We start from the raw sequence: 14,103 nt of genomic DNA, 5'->3' as shown, positions 1-14,103 counted from the left end.
GTCAGCTCAGCCCGAGCGACCGCCTGAGGAAGTCGACCTGGAGCAGGAGCAGGTTCTCGGCCACCTGCTCCTGCGGGGTCATGTGCGTCACCCCGGACAGCGGCAGCACCTCGTGTGGGCGGCCCGCGGCCAGCAGGGCCGAGGAGAGCCGCAGCGAGTGGGCGACGACCACGTTGTCGTCCGCCAGCCCATGGATGATCATCATGGGGCAGGCCGGGCCCTCCGCCGCGCCGGACAGCCCCTCGTCCGTCACCAGCGAGTTCGCCGCGTACACCGCCGGCTGCTCGTCGGGGTGGCCCAGATAGCGCTCCGTGTAGTGGGTGTCGTACAGCCGCCAGTCGGTGACCGGCGCGCCCACCACCGCCGCGTGGAAGACGTCGGGCCGGCGCAGCGCGGCGAGCCCGGCGAGGTAGCCGCCGTAGGACCAGCCGCGGATGGCGACCCGGCCGAGGTCCAGCGGATAGCGCCCGGCGAGCGCGGTGAGCGCCTCGACCTGGTCCTCCAGGGTGACGGCCGCGAGATCGTCGCGGACGGCCTTCTCCCAGCCGGGGGAGCGCCCGGGGGTGCCGCGCCCGTCGGCGACGATCACGGCGAAGCCCTGGTCGGCGAACCACTGCGAGGTGACGTACGCGTTGTGGGCGGCGACCACGCGCTGGCCGTGCGGTCCGCCGTAGGGGTCCATCAGGACCGGCAGCGGCCCGTCGCCCTCGGCGTACCCGGTCGGCAGCAGCACCGCGCAGGGGATGTCGTGCTTGCCCGCGAAGGTGAGCCGCGGCCGCGCGGTGATGACCGGGGTCTCGGCGTACGAGGCGATCTCGGCGACCGTCTCCGCGGCCCCGTGGTCCGCGGCCCGCAGCAGCTCCGTCCGGGCGCCGGGCCGGGCGAGACCGGCGTGGGTGAGCGCGATGAGCCGGTCGCCGCGGGTGGCGGAGTGCACGGCGGGGAAAGGCCGCTTGCCGACCGGCTCCCAGCCGCCCTGGTCGCCGCTGCCGCGGAACCAGGCGCGGTACACGTCGATCTCGCCGGGCCCCTCGGGCAGCGCGGCCTCGGCGCCGGGGGAGGCGGAGAACAGCACGTCGTCCTCGCCGACGGAGAGCACCGCGCGCACCTGGAGGGCGCCCGAGGTGAGCTTGCGGTCGCCGACCATCAGGGCCCGGGCGCCGCCCTCGTCCGCGATCCGCACGAGCCGCCCGTCGGGCGTCCAGGCGGGCACGCCGGGGAAAAGATCCAGCCATACCGCGTCCTCGTCGGCGTGCACGGTGCTGGTCCGCCCGGTCGCGGTGTCCACGGCCAGGTACCGCTGGCCGCGCTGGTCCCGGGCCTGGACGAGGAGCAGCGGCGGACCGTAGGCCGACCAGTGCACCCGGGCGAGGTAGGGGTATCGCTGCCGGTCCCACTCGACCTCCGTACGGGAGCCGTCCAGGCCCAGCAGGACCAGCCGCACCTCGGCGTCGGCGGTCCCGGCGGCCGGGTAGGCGACCTCGGTGGGCGCCTGGCCGGGGTGGGCCGGGTCGGCGATCCACCAGCGGCGTACGGGCGCGTCGTCGGCCCGGGCGGCCAGCAGGGCGTCGCCGTCCGGGGACCACCAGAAGCCGCGCGTGCGGTCCATCTCCTCGGCCGCGATGAACTCCGCGAGACCGTAGGTGACGGTGTCGGCCTCCGGTTCGGCGAGCGCCCGGTCGCCCTCGCCGCCGGTGCCGGTGACGCGCAGCGCGCCGCCCGCCACATAGGCGACATGGCGGCCGTCGGGGGAGGGGCGCGGGTCCACGACCGGGCCCGGGACGCGCAGCTCACGGGACTCGCCGCCGGTCAGATCGGCGACGAACAGCCGCCCGGAGAGGGCGAAGGCCGCCGTCTCGACGGCGTCGTCCACCGCGTAGCCGACCACCCCGGCCGACCCCTCGCGGCTGCGCTCGCGGCGCGCCCGCTCCTCGGAGGACAGTTCCTCGTCCGCGCCGCCGAGCAGGGCCACCGGGTCGGCGGCCGGGTACTCCCGCCGCCCGGCGACGTCGTACACCCACAGCAGGCCCGCCCGGTCGGTGCCGCCGCGGGACCGCAGGAAGACCACGCGGGAGTCGTCGGGGGCCACGCGGAAGGCCCGGGGCGCCCCGAGCGTGAAGCGCTGGGTGCGCGCGTGCTGCCGAGGGAAGGAGAGCTGTCCGGTCATGGGGCGAGCGTACGGGTCCTGAAGATCACCAGGGGCGTACTGGTCGGTACCACGCGCCGGGGCCGTTGCCAGGGGCACTGTCCGGCCGTCCGGCGGCCGGAACAAGCCAGCTTCTCACTGGGTGAGATGGCGGATAACCAGCGAGAAGTCACCCTGATCAAGCGCCAGTTCGTGCGATCAGGCATGCGCCCCTGTCATGCTCCCGTGCACCGACTCGTGCGCACGCGCCGATAGTTATGATCGCTTGCGCATAGTGGGTAGGCCCCGTGTGGCATCAATATGTTGTCTGTCCGAGCGCGTGTTCCTGGAGGTGAGTCGCTGTGGCGCTCTCGATCTCGTTGTCTGTGCTGCTGCTGATCATCGTATTCATGCTCGTCAACAAAGCCGGGCTGAAAACCGCGCACGCGCTCATCTGTGTGCTGCTCGGCTTCTACCTCGCCAGTTCGTCGGTCGCCCCGACCATCGACGACCTCACCACCAACGTGGCGAACATGATCGGCGACGTGAAGCTCTGACCCACGGGGAGCCCGGCCCGCGGTCCGCGGGTGCCGACGGGCGAATCGTAGGCTGTGGTCATGACCGTTCTTCCCGCCCGTCGTCTGCTCCTGGTGCACGCGCATCCGGATGACGAGTCGATCAACAACGGCGTGACCATGGCCAAGTACGCGGCCGAGGGTGTCCACGTCACCCTGGTGACCTGCACCCTCGGTGAGGAAGGCGAGGTCATCCCGGCTGACCTGGCACACCTCGCCGCCGATCGCGACGACAGCCTCGGCCCCCACCGGATCGGTGAACTCGCCGCGGCCATGGAGGCGTTGGGCGTCCAGGACCACCGCTTCCTGGGCGGTCCGGGCAGATACCGCGATTCGGGCATGATGGGCGCCCCGCAGAACGACCGGTCCGACTGCTTCTGGCGGGCCGACCTCGACGAGGCCGCCTCCCACCTGGTGGCCGTGATCCGAGAGATCCGGCCGCAGGTCGTGGTGGCGTACGACGCCGACGGGGGCTACGGGCACCCCGACCACATCCAGGCGCATCGCGTCGCCATGCGCGCGGTGGAGCTGGCCGCGCAGCCGGGCTACCGCCGTGACCTGGGTGATCCGCACGATGTCGCCAAGGTCTACTGGAACTGTGTGCCGCGCTCGGTCGTCGAGGAGGGCTTCGCGCGGCTGCGGGCGGCGGGCCGGGAGGCCCCCTTCCCCGGCGTCGCCACCGCCGGCGACGTCCCCGGAGTGGTGGACGACGCGGAGGTCTCGGCGGTGATCGACGGCTCCGCGTACGCCGGCGCCAAGGCCGCCGCGATGCGCGCGCACGCCACCCAGATCGCGGTCGACGGGCCCTTCTTCGCGCTCTCCAACGACCTGGGCCAGCCGCTGCTCGTCCGCGAGCACTACCGCCTCGTCAAGGGCGAGCCGGCGGCGGAGCGCGAGGACGACCTGTTCGCGGGGGTGACGGCATGACCGCCGCACGTCTCGGGGGATACGCGCTGCTCACCGTCCTCGGCGCCCTGGTCGCCGCCGCGGGCGCGCTCGTCCAAGGGCTCTGGTTCCCCGGCGGGTTGGTGCTCGCGCTGCTCGGCGTCGCGGCCGTCTGCTACGGCGGGGTGAAGGCGACCGACCGGCGGCTGGGCGGCGGTCTGCCCGCCGGTGCGTGGACGCTGGTCGTCCTGCTGCTCACCAGCACCCGCCCGGAAGGGGACTTCCTCTTCAGCGCGGGTGTGGGGTCGTATGTCTTCCTGCTGGGAGGCATGTTCATCGGTGTGATGTGTGCCACCCTGCCGGTGGTGTCGCAACCGGGCGCGCCGGCCGCCCGACTTGGTAAGTGACGTGACCTTTACGGTGTGACGTCCCCGGGACCCCGCGCGATGTTCCCGGGACACCAAACGCTCCTCCACCGGCGCACAACGGATCCACACGGTGCGGCCACAGGGCGGGCGTCAAGTACGCGACCGCGGCGCCCAGTATGGTGGTGCGCGCCGCCGAGCCGCCCGCGCGAGGTCTGACGGGCGGCGGAGCTAACTGGGAGAACCTGCTTTGAGCCGTGAATCTGACAGTTCGTCCTCCGGGGCCCAGGGGGGTAGCGGCGGTGCCGCCTATCCGTCGGGCACCCCGCCGTACGGATCCCGTCTGTCCCCGTCGCCGGAGACCCTTCAGGGTGGCGTCGGTGACGGTGAGGCGCGTGCCGCGGCCAAGCCGGAGGATCCGAAGACCGAAACCACCCTGACGACCCGGATCCGGATCAACATCCCGGGTTCGCGTCCCATTCCGCCGGTCGTCATGCGCAAGCCCGTCGCCGAGGACGGCGTGCCCGCTCCCCGCTCCGGCGAGGATGACGGGGACGGCGCCGAGCACACCGGGGCCACGCCCCGGCCCGAGGGCATCCGCGCCCCGGAGCTGGGCGCGGCGGCCGCCGAGGGGCGCGCGGACGGTGCCAAGGACCGCGAGGGCCGCGAGAAGGGCGGCAAGGGCGGCAAGGGCGACGGCGAGAAGACCAGCGACTGGTTCGCGCCGCCGCGCCGCCCCAAGGGCTCCTCGACCACCCAGAGCACCCCGCTGCCCCCGGCGCCGGAGACCACCCAGCAGTTCCCCGCGCCGTCCCTGGGCGGCGGACCGCAGGCCGACCTGCCGTACTTCACGGACACCGGCGGCCACCCCGGGGCGCCGGAGCCCAGCGGCCCGACGACCGGCCCGGTCACCGGCGAGATGCGGATGCCCGGCGCCCCGGCGCGGGACGAGGACCTGCTGGCGCCGCCCGGTCCGGGGAAGCCGACCGGTCCCGGCCTGCCCGACAGCTCGGGCGTCGGCCCGCTGAACGGGGCGGCCGGGCAGCCCCCGACCCCGCCCGGCGGCTCGCCGCTGTCCGGCAGCCTCGGCGCCACCACGGGCGCGAGCCCGGCCGTGCAGCCCGGTCCGGGCGGCTTCGGCGCGGACGCCGGCCCCTCGCCGTCGCTCTTCCGCGACCCCGAGTTCACCGCGCCCGGCGGGCCGGACCAGGTCTCCAGCGACACCCTGGTCAGCGGGGTGCCCGTGGTCCCGCCGGCCGACGCGAAGTCCGGGCAGGGCCCGGCCGGGCCGCCGCTGTCCACCGGGGAGGGCGCCCCGCCGAGCAGCCCGGCGCCCAAGGCGCCCGCGGCGGGCAAGCCCAAGAAGAAGGGCCGCTCCAAGCTCGTCATGCTGGGTGCCCTGCTGGTGGCCGCGGCCGGTGTCGCGTACACCGCGGGCCTGGTGATGAACCACGCGGACGTGCCCAACGGCACCACCGTCCTCGGCGTCGACATCGGCGGCTCCTCCAAGCAGGTGGCCATCGACAAGCTGGACACCGAGCTGGGCGGCCGCACCGGCGCCCCGCTGAAGGTGACCGTCGACGGCGAGCAGAAGGAGATCAAGCCGTCCGTCGCGGGCCTGACGCTGGACACCGAGGCCACCGTGCGGAACGTCGCGGGCCGCGACTACAACCCGATGACGGTCATCGGCTCGCTCTTCGGCGGCACCCACGAGGCCGAGCCCGCCGTCACCGTCGACGAGGAGAAGCTCCGGGACGCGCTCGGGCGGCTCGCGGGCCACTCGGGCACGGCGCGCGAGGGCACGATCACCTTCAAGCCGGGCAAGGCCGTCCCCGTCTACGGCAGGGAGGGCCAGGGCCTGGACATCGACAAGGCGGTCACCGCCGTGTCCGACGCCTACCGCGAGCGGGCCGAGACCGGCAAGGACAAGCCGGTCGACCTGCCGATCGTCTCCAAGCGGCCGACGATCAGCAAGGCCGAGGTGGACGCGAAGATGCGGTCCTTCGCCAAGCCCGCGATGTCGGGCCTGATCACGATCAAGACCGATGACGCGCACGCCATCCAGTTCGGCCCGGACCGCTCGCTGCCGCAGATCCTCTCCATGCGGCCGATCGACGGCAAGCTCCAGCCGCACTTCGACCTCGCCGCGATCAAGAGGCTCTACGGCCAGACCTTCGACGGGGTGCTGATCGAGCGCGCCGACGGCGCCAAGAAGCCGGTCACCCCGCAGGAAGTGGCCATCGCCATGCGGACCGCGCTGCTGGGCAAGTCGACCGCCGACCGGACCGCGGTCATCGACACCTCGCCGAACTAGCGGCGTACGTCCCGAACGGCCCCCGCCCGGCACCGCGCCGGGCGGGGGCCGTTCGCATGGCACCCATGACCCGTTCGCATGGCACCCATGACATCTGTCATCCCAGGGTCACGACCACAGACACTGCCGCCGACCGGCCCCGCTCGGCGAAGCTGGGGGGCATGACAGCGACCACCGCACCCTCCGCCACCGGCGAGCGGGCCCGCACCACGGCCTCCCCGCCGGTGGTCAGCTTCACCGGCGTCAGCAAGAGCTACGGCAGCGTGCGCGCCGTGGCCGACCTCGACCTCCACCTCCACCCGGGCGAGACCATCGCCCTGCTGGGACCCAACGGCGCGGGCAAGTCCTCCACCCTCGACCTGCTGCTGGGCCTGCGCACCCCCGACAGCGGCCGCGTCGAGGTCTTCGGCACCACCCCCCGGCAGGCCATCGCCCGCGGCCGGGTCGGCGCGATGCTGCAGAGCGGCTGCCTCATGGAGGACGTCACGGTCCGCGAGCTGGTGCGGCTCGCCTGCGATCTGCACCCCCAGGGCTATCCGGTCGGCGAGGTCCTGGAGCGGGCGGGCATCACCGACATCGCCGGCCGCAAGGTCAACAAGCTCTCCGGCGGCCAGGAGCAGCGGGTGCGCTTCGCGTTCGCCACCGCGGGCGCCTCCGACCTGATCGTGCTGGACGAGCCGACGACCGGGATGGACGTGGCGTCCCGTCAGACCTTCTGGGGCACGATGCGCGACCAGGCCCGGCAGGGCCGCACCATCCTGTTCGCCACCCACTACCTCGAAGAGGCCGACGAGATCGCCGACCGGGTGATCGTGCTGCACCGGGGCCGGGTGCTGGCGGACGGCACGTCCGCCGAGATCAAGGCGATGGCCGGGGCCCGGCGGATCTCCTTCACCCTGGACGGCCCGCCCGACGAGGCGGCGCTGCGCGCCCTGCCCGCCCTGACCGGCCTCGATATATCGGGCGGTACGGTACGGATGCGGTCCTCCGACGCGGACGCGACCGTGCACGCGGTCTACGGGCTCGGGCTCTACCCGCGCGGCTTGGAGGTCGCAGGGCTCGGCCTGGAGCAGGCGTTCCTCGCCATCACCGACGCCGCCACGACGCCCGAGGAGGCGTGACGATGACGACCCTGGTCAAGCTGGAGATCGTCCGCGCACTGCGCAACCGGAAGTTCATGTTCTTCACGGTCATCTACCCGTCGGCGCTCTTCCTGATGATCGCGGGCACTTCGAAGGAGACCGACATCGTCCCCGGCACCCATCTGTCGATGCCGCTCTACTACATGGTCGCGATGGCCTCCTTCGGCGCGCTGACCGCCGTTCTGATGGGCAACAGCGAGCGGATCGCCAAGGAGCGCGAGGGCGGCTGGGTGCGTCAGCTGCGGCTCACCTCGCTGCCCGGACGCGGCTATGTGACGGCCAAGATCGCCGCGGCCGCGGTCGCCACCCTGCCCTCCATCGTGATCGTCTTCATCGTGGCCGCCACCGTCAAGGGCGTGCGGCTGGACGCCGCCTGGGAGTGGCTCGCGCTGACCGGCGCGATCTGGGCGGGCTCACTCGTCTTCGCCGCCCTGGGCGTGGCCATCGGCTACCTGGCCACCGGCGACGCGGTACGGCCCCTCACGATGATCATCTACTTCGGTCTGTCGATCCTCGGCGGCCTGTGGATGCCGACCGCAGACTACCCCGAGTGGCTGCGGAACATCGGCGAATGGCTGCCCACCCACGCCTACGCCGCGCTCGGCCAGGCGATCGAAGTGGGCAACGCCCCGCACGCCAAGGACGTGGCCCTGCTCGCCGGATATCTGGTCCTCTTCGGGGGCGCGGCGGCCTGGCTGTACCGCAAGGACACCCGCACGGCATGAACCGGCCGACCTGGTGGCGCCACACGGCGGCCCACGACGAGGACACGGACGCCCCGGCCGTCGGACAGATCCCCGAGAACCGCCGGCAGGCCCTGATCAAGCTGTTGTGGACCGGGATCTGGATGGCCTACCTGGGCGCGCCGGTGAGCGACCTCATGGAGGGGAACCACACCGTCCCCGCCACCGTGTTCGGCGCGCTCGGCCTGCTGGTCTTCGTCGGCATCTATCTGCTGCTGGTCTTCCGGTACACGGGCCGGGCCATGTCCCGGGCCTCCGTCCACCGGGGGCTGGTCACGATCTGTGTGCTCGCCGCCGTCCTCACGGTCACCCTGGGCGAAGCCTGGCTGGTGCTGGCCGTCTACGTCTCCGTCGCCTTCGGAGCGGTGCTGCCCACCCGGGTCGCCCGGTGGGTGATCCTGCTGAACACCGCCGCCATGGTGGGCGCCGGGCTGCTGGTCCGCGGCTCGGACGACCTGATGTCCGCCCTGGTCGTCCCCTCCCTGCTCGGCGGCTTCGCGATGAGCGCGGTGCGGCAGATGGTCCGTACGACCCGGGCGCTGCGCGAGGCCCGCGCCACCGTCGCCCAGCTCGCCGCCAACGAGGAGCGGCTGCGGCTCGCCCGCGATCTGCACGACCTGCTGGGCCACTCGCTCTCGCTGATCACGCTCAAGAGCGAACTGGCCGGGCGGATGCTGCCCGGCAAGCCCGAGCAGGCGGCGCAGCAGGTCGCCGACATCGAACGCGTCAGCCGACAGGCCCTGGTCGACGTGCGGGAGGCGGTGAGCGGCTTCCGCCGCCCCACCCTGGAGGCCGAGCTGGCCGGGGCCCGCACCGCGCTCGCCGCCGCGGGCATCACCGCGGATCTGCACCGTGCCGGGGCCCACCACCCGGACCTGCCGCCCGACCAGGAGGGCGCGCTGGCCTGGGCGCTGCGCGAGGCGGTCACCAACGTGGTCCGGCACAGCGGGGCGCGCCACTGCGTCGTGACCCTCGGCGAGGTGGGCGACGACCTGTGCCTGACCGTCACCGACGACGGCCGCGGCACCACCGGCCCGCACGGCAACGGGCTGACCGGTCTCGCCGAACGGCTCCAACTGGCCGACGGCCGCCTGGAGACCGGCCCGGGCGCCCACGGCGGCTTCACCCTGCGCGCCCTCGCCCCGCTCTCCCGGAGCGCGGAGCTCCCCGCCGGGCCTTCCCCCGGCCCGTAACCGGCCACCCTGGCCCATGACCGGCCGTCGCCCGTTACGCTGCCCGGATGATCCGGGTACTGCTGGCCGAGGACCAGTCCATGGTGCGGGAGGCGCTGGCCGCGCTGCTCGGTCTCGAGGACGAGATCGAGGTCGTCGCCCAGGTGGCCCGCGGCGACAAGGTCGTGGACGCGGTCCGGGATCACCGGCCCGATGTCGCCCTGCTGGACATCGAGATGCCGGGGCTGAGCGGCATCGAGGCGGCCGCCGCGCTGCACCGGGCGCTGCCCGGGGTACGGATCGTGATCCTCACGACCTTCGGCCGCCCCGGCTATCTGCGCCGGGCCATGGAGTGCGGCGCCGACGCCTTCCTGGTCAAGGATGCCCCCGCCGCCCAGCTCGCGGACGCCATCCGGCGGGTGTTGCGCGGCGAGCGGGTCATCGACCCGACCCTGGCCGCGGCGGCCCTGGTGGAGGGGGCCAGCCCGCTGACCGCGCGGGAGCGCGAGGTGCTGGGCGCCTCGGCGGACGGGTCGACCAACGCCGAGCTGGCCCGGGCGCTGGGCCTGTCGCAGGGCACGGTCCGCAACTACCTCTCCACGGCCATCCAGAAGACCGCCGCCCGCAACCGGGCCGACGCGGTCCGCATCGCCCGCGAAAAGGGCTGGCTGTAAGGGAACGCGCGGTCAGTTGAGCCGTGCCCGGGCCGCGCGCGCCTGGCGCCGTACCGCCTCCGCCGCCTCCGGCTCGACCGCGTCCACCACCTCCGCGTAATCCTCCAGCTCCCGCGCCCCGGTGAGGAAGTCGCCGCGCTCGACCAGCAGCCGCGCCCGCTCGTAGCGCAGCCGGGCGGGGTGGCTGGGCAGCAGCAGGGCCAGCTCGACCGCCCACAGCTGGACATCGGTGCGCTCGGGCCGGGCGGCGGCCCAGGCGCGGATGTTGTTGAGGATGCGCAGCATGATGTCCAGCGGATCGGCCGGGCCCAGCACCGACGGCTCGGGCGGCGTGCCGGTGACCCCCGACACCAGCAGCGCCGCGTCCTGGCCGGACAGCCGCCGGCCGCCGTCGAACGGGTCGGCCAGCACATGCTCCCCGTACGGATCGCCGAAGCCGACCACGAAGTGGCCCGGCAGCGCGACCCCGTACACCGGCGCGCCCGCCCGCCGCGCGACCTCCATCCACACCAGCGACAGCAGGATCGGCAGCCCCCGGCGGCGCCGCAGCACCTGGTGCAGCAGCGAGGACTCCAGCCGCCGGTAGTCGGCGGCGGCGCCCCGGAAGCCGTACCGCTCGCCGAGCACCCGGGCGAGCGCGTCGGCCCAGGCGGCGGGCCCGCCGGGGGAGAACGGAACCTCCCCGGCGAGCCGGTCCAGTTCGATCTGCGCCTCGTCGATCCCGGCCTCGTCCAGCCCGTCGTCGGCCTCCATGCCCATCAGCAGGCACAGCAGCGCCAGGTCGGGCCGCTCCTCGCGGGCCTCGTCGGCGAACCTGCGGCGTGGTGACGTCTCGTTCATGCGTTATCGGTGCTGGGCGCGCGCCAGTGGTGGTAGCTGTGGTGGAGGGCGAACCCCAGGCCGTCGTAGAGGGCGTGGGCGCCGCTGTTGTCCGTCTCGACCTGGAGGTACGCGGCCGAGGCGCCCTCGTCCAGCGCCTGGCGGGCCAGCGCGGTCATCACGGCCCGGGCCAGCCCCTGCCGGCGCCGCTCCGGGGCGGTCTCGACCGCCGCGAAGCCGGCCCAGCGGCCGTCCACCACACAGCGCCCGATCGCGGCCGGGGCCTCTTCGGCAGCCTCCCCCGGCTCTCCGCGTATCGTCGCGAACCACACCGACGGGCCGCCGGAGAGCACCGCCAGCGCCTCGGGGGTGGGCCGGGCCGAGCGCTGGTAGCGGGCCAGCCAGGCGTCGTCGATCCGCCGGGAGAGGGTCACCGCGGAGACGTCGGCGTCCTGGTCGGCGATCGGGGCCAGGGCCGCGATGCGCACCTGCGCGGAGACCTCCCGGGTCCAGCCGCGCTTCTCCAGCTCCGCGGCCAGCGGCTCCTGGGTGCCCTCGGCGCCCGTGCTGACCTGGATGTACGCGGGCAGCCCGCGCTCGGCGTACCAGCCGGTCACCCGGCGCAGCGCCTCGTCGAGCCCGTGGCCGGGGTCGCCGAGCGGCAGGACGGAGTTGGCGCGGCGGGTGAACCCGCCGGACGCGCGCAGCTCCCACTCGCCCAGCCGCTCGCTCGTCGTCGGCGGCCAGCCGCGGGCGGCGACCCGGTCCAGCTCGTGCGCGGTCGCCGCCGGGCCCCGGCGGCGGGCCGGCGCGGCGGGCACCACCTTGCCCGCGACCAGCGAGGACTCCTCTATCCGGACGGACTCTCCGGTGCGGCGGGTGATGTGCAGCACACCTTCGGTCCACGATGTGAGAACGCCGACCACGTCGGTGAACCTCTCCGGGCCGCTCCGGTCGCCGGTGAGTAGTCTGACGGACACTCGTTTCCGCACGTCATCGGGGGTGATCCGGACCTCTAGCCGTCCGCCGGTGGTGAAATCCACTGCTCTGCCAACCCCTCATGTGCGTCCGGTGCCCCGGAACGGAGATACTAGGTGCGGGCATCGACGACGCCGCGCTCCCGCGCGATACAGCCCTAAGAGGAGGAACGACAGCGTGACCTACGTCATCGCGCAGCCTTGTGTCGACCTGAAGGACAAGGCGTGCATCGAGGAGTGCCCCGTCGACTGTATCTACGAGGGCCAGCGGTCCTTGTACATCCACCCGGACGAATGCGTCGACTGCGGGGCCTGTGAGCCGGTCTGCCCGGTCGAGGCGATCTTCTACGAGGACGACACTCCGGAGGAGTGGAAGGACTACTACAAGGCGAACGTCGAGTTCTTCGACGAGCTCGGTTCGCCCGGCGGTGCGAGCAAGCTCGGCCTGATCGAGCGCGACCACCCCTTCATCGCCGCGCTTCCGCCGCAGGAGCACGACGAGTGACCCTGCCCGGGAATTGAGACCCGGCGCGGCCTTCGGTCCCGTATGGCATGTGGCCTGCGGGACCGGGCTGTTCCCGGGAATCCACCCGGGATTCCCGGGGCCCGGCGGGTGCCGGACACCTCTTGGGGTGTCGGACATCCCCGTGCGCCCCGGGCTGTTTCGAAGAAAGCGAGCCACCCCGTGCCACCCGTCTCCGCCCGCCTGCCGGTCTTCCCCTGGGACCGGCTCGAACCGTACAAGGCGACCGCCGCCGCCCATCCGGACGGCATCGTCGACCTCTCGGTGGGCACCCCCGTCGACCCGGTCCCCGAGCTGATCCGCACCGCGCTGGCCGACGCGGCGGACAGCCCCGGTTATCCGACCGTCTGGGGCACCCCCGCGCTGCGGGACGCGCTGACCGGGTGGGTGGAGCGGCGGCTGGGCGCGCGAGGGGTCGCCCACACCCAGGTGCTGCCCGTGATCGGCTCGAAGGAGCTGGTGGCCTCGCTGCCCGCGCAGCTCGGCCTCGGCCCCGGAGACAAGGTCGCCTTCCCGCGGCTGGCCTACCCGACGTACGAGGTGGGCGCGCGGCTCGCGGGCGCCGAGCCGGTGCCGTACGACGAGCCTATGGATCTGGACCCGGCGGGGCTGAAGCTGCTGTGGCTGAACTCCCCGTCCAACCCGACCGGCCGGGTGCTGTCCCGGGACGAGCTGCGGGCCGCGGTGGAGTGGGCCCGGGCGCACGGGGTGCTGCTGGTCAGCGACGAGTGCTATCTGGAGCTGGGCTGGGAGGCGGACCCGATGTCGGTCCTGCACCCGGACATCTCCGGCGGGAGCTTCGACGGGCTGGTCGCGGTCCACTCGCTCTCCAAGCGGTCCAACCTGGCGGGCTACCGCGCGGCGTTCCTCGCCGGTGACGAGAGCGTGCTCGGCGAGCTGCTGAAGATCCGCAAGCACGGCGGGATGATCGTGCCCGCCCCGGTGCAGGCCGCCACGGTCGCCGCGCTCGGCGACGACAAGCACGTCGCGGAGCAGCGCGCGGTTTACGAGACGCGGCGGGCCGCGCTGCGCGGCGCGCTGCAGGGGCACGGCTTCCGCATCGAGCACAGCGAGGCGTCGCTGTACCTGTGGGCGACGCGCGACGAGCCGTGCTGGGACACCGTCGGCGCGCTGGCGGAGCTGGGCATCCTGGTGGCGCCCGGCGAGTTCTACGGCCCGGCGGGCGGGGCGTACGTGCGCGTCGCGTTCACCGCGACGGACGAGCGCGTGGCGGCGGCGGTGCGCCGCCTGACCGCCTGACGCGACGGAACGGAGGGTGCCCCGGCCGCTGTGGCGGCCGGGGCACCTTGCGTCAGGCGGCTCAGCCGAGCAGCGGGAGTCCCTTCACCGACGGCAGGCCCTTGACCGGCAGCTCGTCGGCCTGCTGCGGGACGCCGGACGCGACCTGCTGCGGAGCCGGGGCGGCGGCCGGTACGGGCGCCGGGGCGGGCACCGGGGCCGGGGCGGGGGCGGGGTGCACCGGGGCGCCCTTGGCGTGGACGCCCTTGCCCTTGGCCAGGCCCTTGCTCAGGACCGCCTTGCCCTTGCCCTTGGCGTGCAGGCCGCCCTTGCCCTTGGCGTGGGCGCCGCCCTTGCCCTTCCCCTTGCCCGGGCCCTCCTTGGCGGCGTGGGCCGCGCCCTTGCCCTTGGCCTGGGAGCCCTTGGCCACGGCGGGCTTGGCCATGGCGGGCTTGGCGGGCGCGGCCTCGGCGGGCGCGCCCTTGTCCGGGGTGGTCTGCGCCGGGGCGGCCTTGGCGGGGAGAATCTCCTTGACGGTCCGCCCGGCCTG

13 protein-coding genes are annotated in these 14,103 nt (G+C 73.8%); 10 read left to right on the top strand and 3 right to left on the bottom strand.

Features of this window, described 5'->3' with window-relative positions; all coding sequences use genetic code 11:
* Position 1: 1 nt before the first annotated feature.
* The gene (locus ABZ562_RS13615) at positions 2-2,167 is read right to left on the bottom strand and encodes an alpha/beta fold hydrolase (protein WP_361477670.1); all 2,166 of its coding nucleotides are present in this window, start codon (positions 2,165-2,167) and stop codon (positions 2-4) included.
* A 320-nt stretch (positions 2,168-2,487) separates the two neighbouring features.
* On the opposite strand from ABZ562_RS13615, the gene ABZ562_RS13610 reads away from it, so the two are divergent.
* From ABZ562_RS13610 to ABZ562_RS13575, 8 genes are all read left to right on the top strand, one after another.
* Positions 2,488-2,682, top strand: a complete 195-nt coding sequence (locus tag ABZ562_RS13610; RefSeq protein WP_055548098.1) for a hypothetical protein — start codon at positions 2,488-2,490, stop codon at positions 2,680-2,682.
* A gap of 60 nt (positions 2,683-2,742) precedes the next feature.
* Complete coding sequence (gene mshB, locus ABZ562_RS13605) at positions 2,743-3,627, top strand: N-acetyl-1-D-myo-inositol-2-amino-2-deoxy-alpha-D-glucopyranoside deacetylase (RefSeq protein ID WP_361477667.1); 885 nt, start codon at positions 2,743-2,745, stop codon at positions 3,625-3,627.
* A complete protein-coding gene (locus ABZ562_RS13600) occupies positions 3,624-3,992 on the top strand; it encodes a DUF6113 family protein (RefSeq protein ID WP_361477664.1) in 369 nt (122 codons plus the stop codon). Before mshB ends, ABZ562_RS13600 begins: the two co-directional genes overlap by 4 nt.
* Before the next feature lie 208 nt (positions 3,993-4,200).
* On the top strand, positions 4,201-6,264 hold the full coding sequence (locus ABZ562_RS13595) for a hypothetical protein (RefSeq protein WP_361477661.1): 2,064 nt from the start codon (positions 4,201-4,203) through the stop codon (positions 6,262-6,264).
* A 161-nt stretch (positions 6,265-6,425) separates the two neighbouring features.
* Positions 6,426-7,385, top strand: a complete 960-nt coding sequence (locus ABZ562_RS13590) for an ABC transporter ATP-binding protein (RefSeq protein ID WP_361477658.1) — start codon at positions 6,426-6,428, stop codon at positions 7,383-7,385.
* A gap of 2 nt (positions 7,386-7,387) precedes the next feature.
* Positions 7,388-8,131, top strand: coding sequence for an ABC transporter permease (locus ABZ562_RS13585; protein ID WP_361477987.1), 744 nt, complete (start codon positions 7,388-7,390; stop codon positions 8,129-8,131).
* Complete coding sequence (locus ABZ562_RS13580; protein ID WP_361477655.1) at positions 8,128-9,342, top strand: sensor histidine kinase; 1,215 nt, start codon at positions 8,128-8,130, stop codon at positions 9,340-9,342. Before ABZ562_RS13585 ends, ABZ562_RS13580 begins: the two co-directional genes overlap by 4 nt.
* 47 nt (positions 9,343-9,389) lie before the next feature.
* Positions 9,390-9,995 (top strand): response regulator transcription factor, encoded by a 606-nt coding sequence (locus tag ABZ562_RS13575; protein ID WP_361477652.1) that lies wholly within the window; start codon positions 9,390-9,392, stop codon positions 9,993-9,995.
* A gap of 12 nt (positions 9,996-10,007) precedes the next feature.
* Here the strand turns inward: ABZ562_RS13575 and ABZ562_RS13570 are convergent, their stop codons facing one another.
* A complete protein-coding gene (locus ABZ562_RS13570) occupies positions 10,008-10,835 on the bottom strand; it encodes a transglutaminase-like domain-containing protein (protein ID WP_361477650.1) in 828 nt (275 codons plus the stop codon).
* Complete coding sequence (locus tag ABZ562_RS13565) at positions 10,832-11,857, bottom strand: GNAT family N-acetyltransferase (protein ID WP_361477647.1); 1,026 nt, start codon at positions 11,855-11,857, stop codon at positions 10,832-10,834. The genes ABZ562_RS13570 and ABZ562_RS13565 overlap by 4 nt, the downstream gene beginning before the upstream one ends.
* Positions 11,858-11,969: 112 nt before the next feature.
* Here ABZ562_RS13565 and fdxA point away from each other — a divergent pair, with 112 nt between their 5' ends.
* On the top strand, positions 11,970-12,296 hold the full coding sequence (gene fdxA / locus ABZ562_RS13560; protein WP_014054705.1) for a ferredoxin: 327 nt from the start codon (positions 11,970-11,972) through the stop codon (positions 12,294-12,296).
* A 180-nt stretch (positions 12,297-12,476) separates the two neighbouring features.
* Positions 12,477-13,574: a succinyldiaminopimelate transaminase gene (gene dapC / locus ABZ562_RS13555; protein ID WP_361477644.1), complete on the top strand. Its 1,098-nt coding sequence runs from the start codon at positions 12,477-12,479 to the stop codon at positions 13,572-13,574.
* The last annotated feature ends 529 nt before the right edge of the window (positions 13,575-14,103 follow it).

Source organism: Streptomyces sp. NPDC019937 (genome assembly GCF_040631655.1).
Taxonomy (GTDB): Bacteria; Actinomycetota; Actinomycetes; order Streptomycetales; family Streptomycetaceae; genus Streptomyces.
Note: the sequence above shows the minus strand (reverse complement) of the source record. Positions and strands in the feature narration are given on the sequence as shown.

Bases quoted from the DNA above. Each gene is read 5' to 3' on its own strand.
- ABZ562_RS13570 (WP_361477650.1), bottom strand. From the start codon at position 10,835: ATGAACGAGACGTCACCACGCCGCAGGTTCGCCGACGAGGCCCGCGAG.
- ABZ562_RS13600 (WP_361477664.1), top strand. From the start codon at position 3,624: ATGACCGCCGCACGTCTCGGGGGATACGCGCTGCTCACCGTCCTCGGC.
- mshB (WP_361477667.1), top strand. From the start codon at position 2,743: ATGACCGTTCTTCCCGCCCGTCGTCTGCTCCTGGTGCACGCGCATCCG.
- ABZ562_RS13575 (WP_361477652.1), top strand. From the start codon at position 9,390: ATGATCCGGGTACTGCTGGCCGAGGACCAGTCCATGGTGCGGGAGGCG.
- ABZ562_RS13580 (WP_361477655.1), top strand. From the start codon at position 8,128: ATGAACCGGCCGACCTGGTGGCGCCACACGGCGGCCCACGACGAGGAC.
- ABZ562_RS13585 (WP_361477987.1), top strand. From the start codon at position 7,388: ATGACGACCCTGGTCAAGCTGGAGATCGTCCGCGCACTGCGCAACCGG.
- ABZ562_RS13615 (WP_361477670.1), bottom strand. From the start codon at position 2,167: ATGACCGGACAGCTCTCCTTCCCTCGGCAGCACGCGCGCACCCAGCGC.
- ABZ562_RS13590 (WP_361477658.1), top strand. From the start codon at position 6,426: ATGACAGCGACCACCGCACCCTCCGCCACCGGCGAGCGGGCCCGCACC.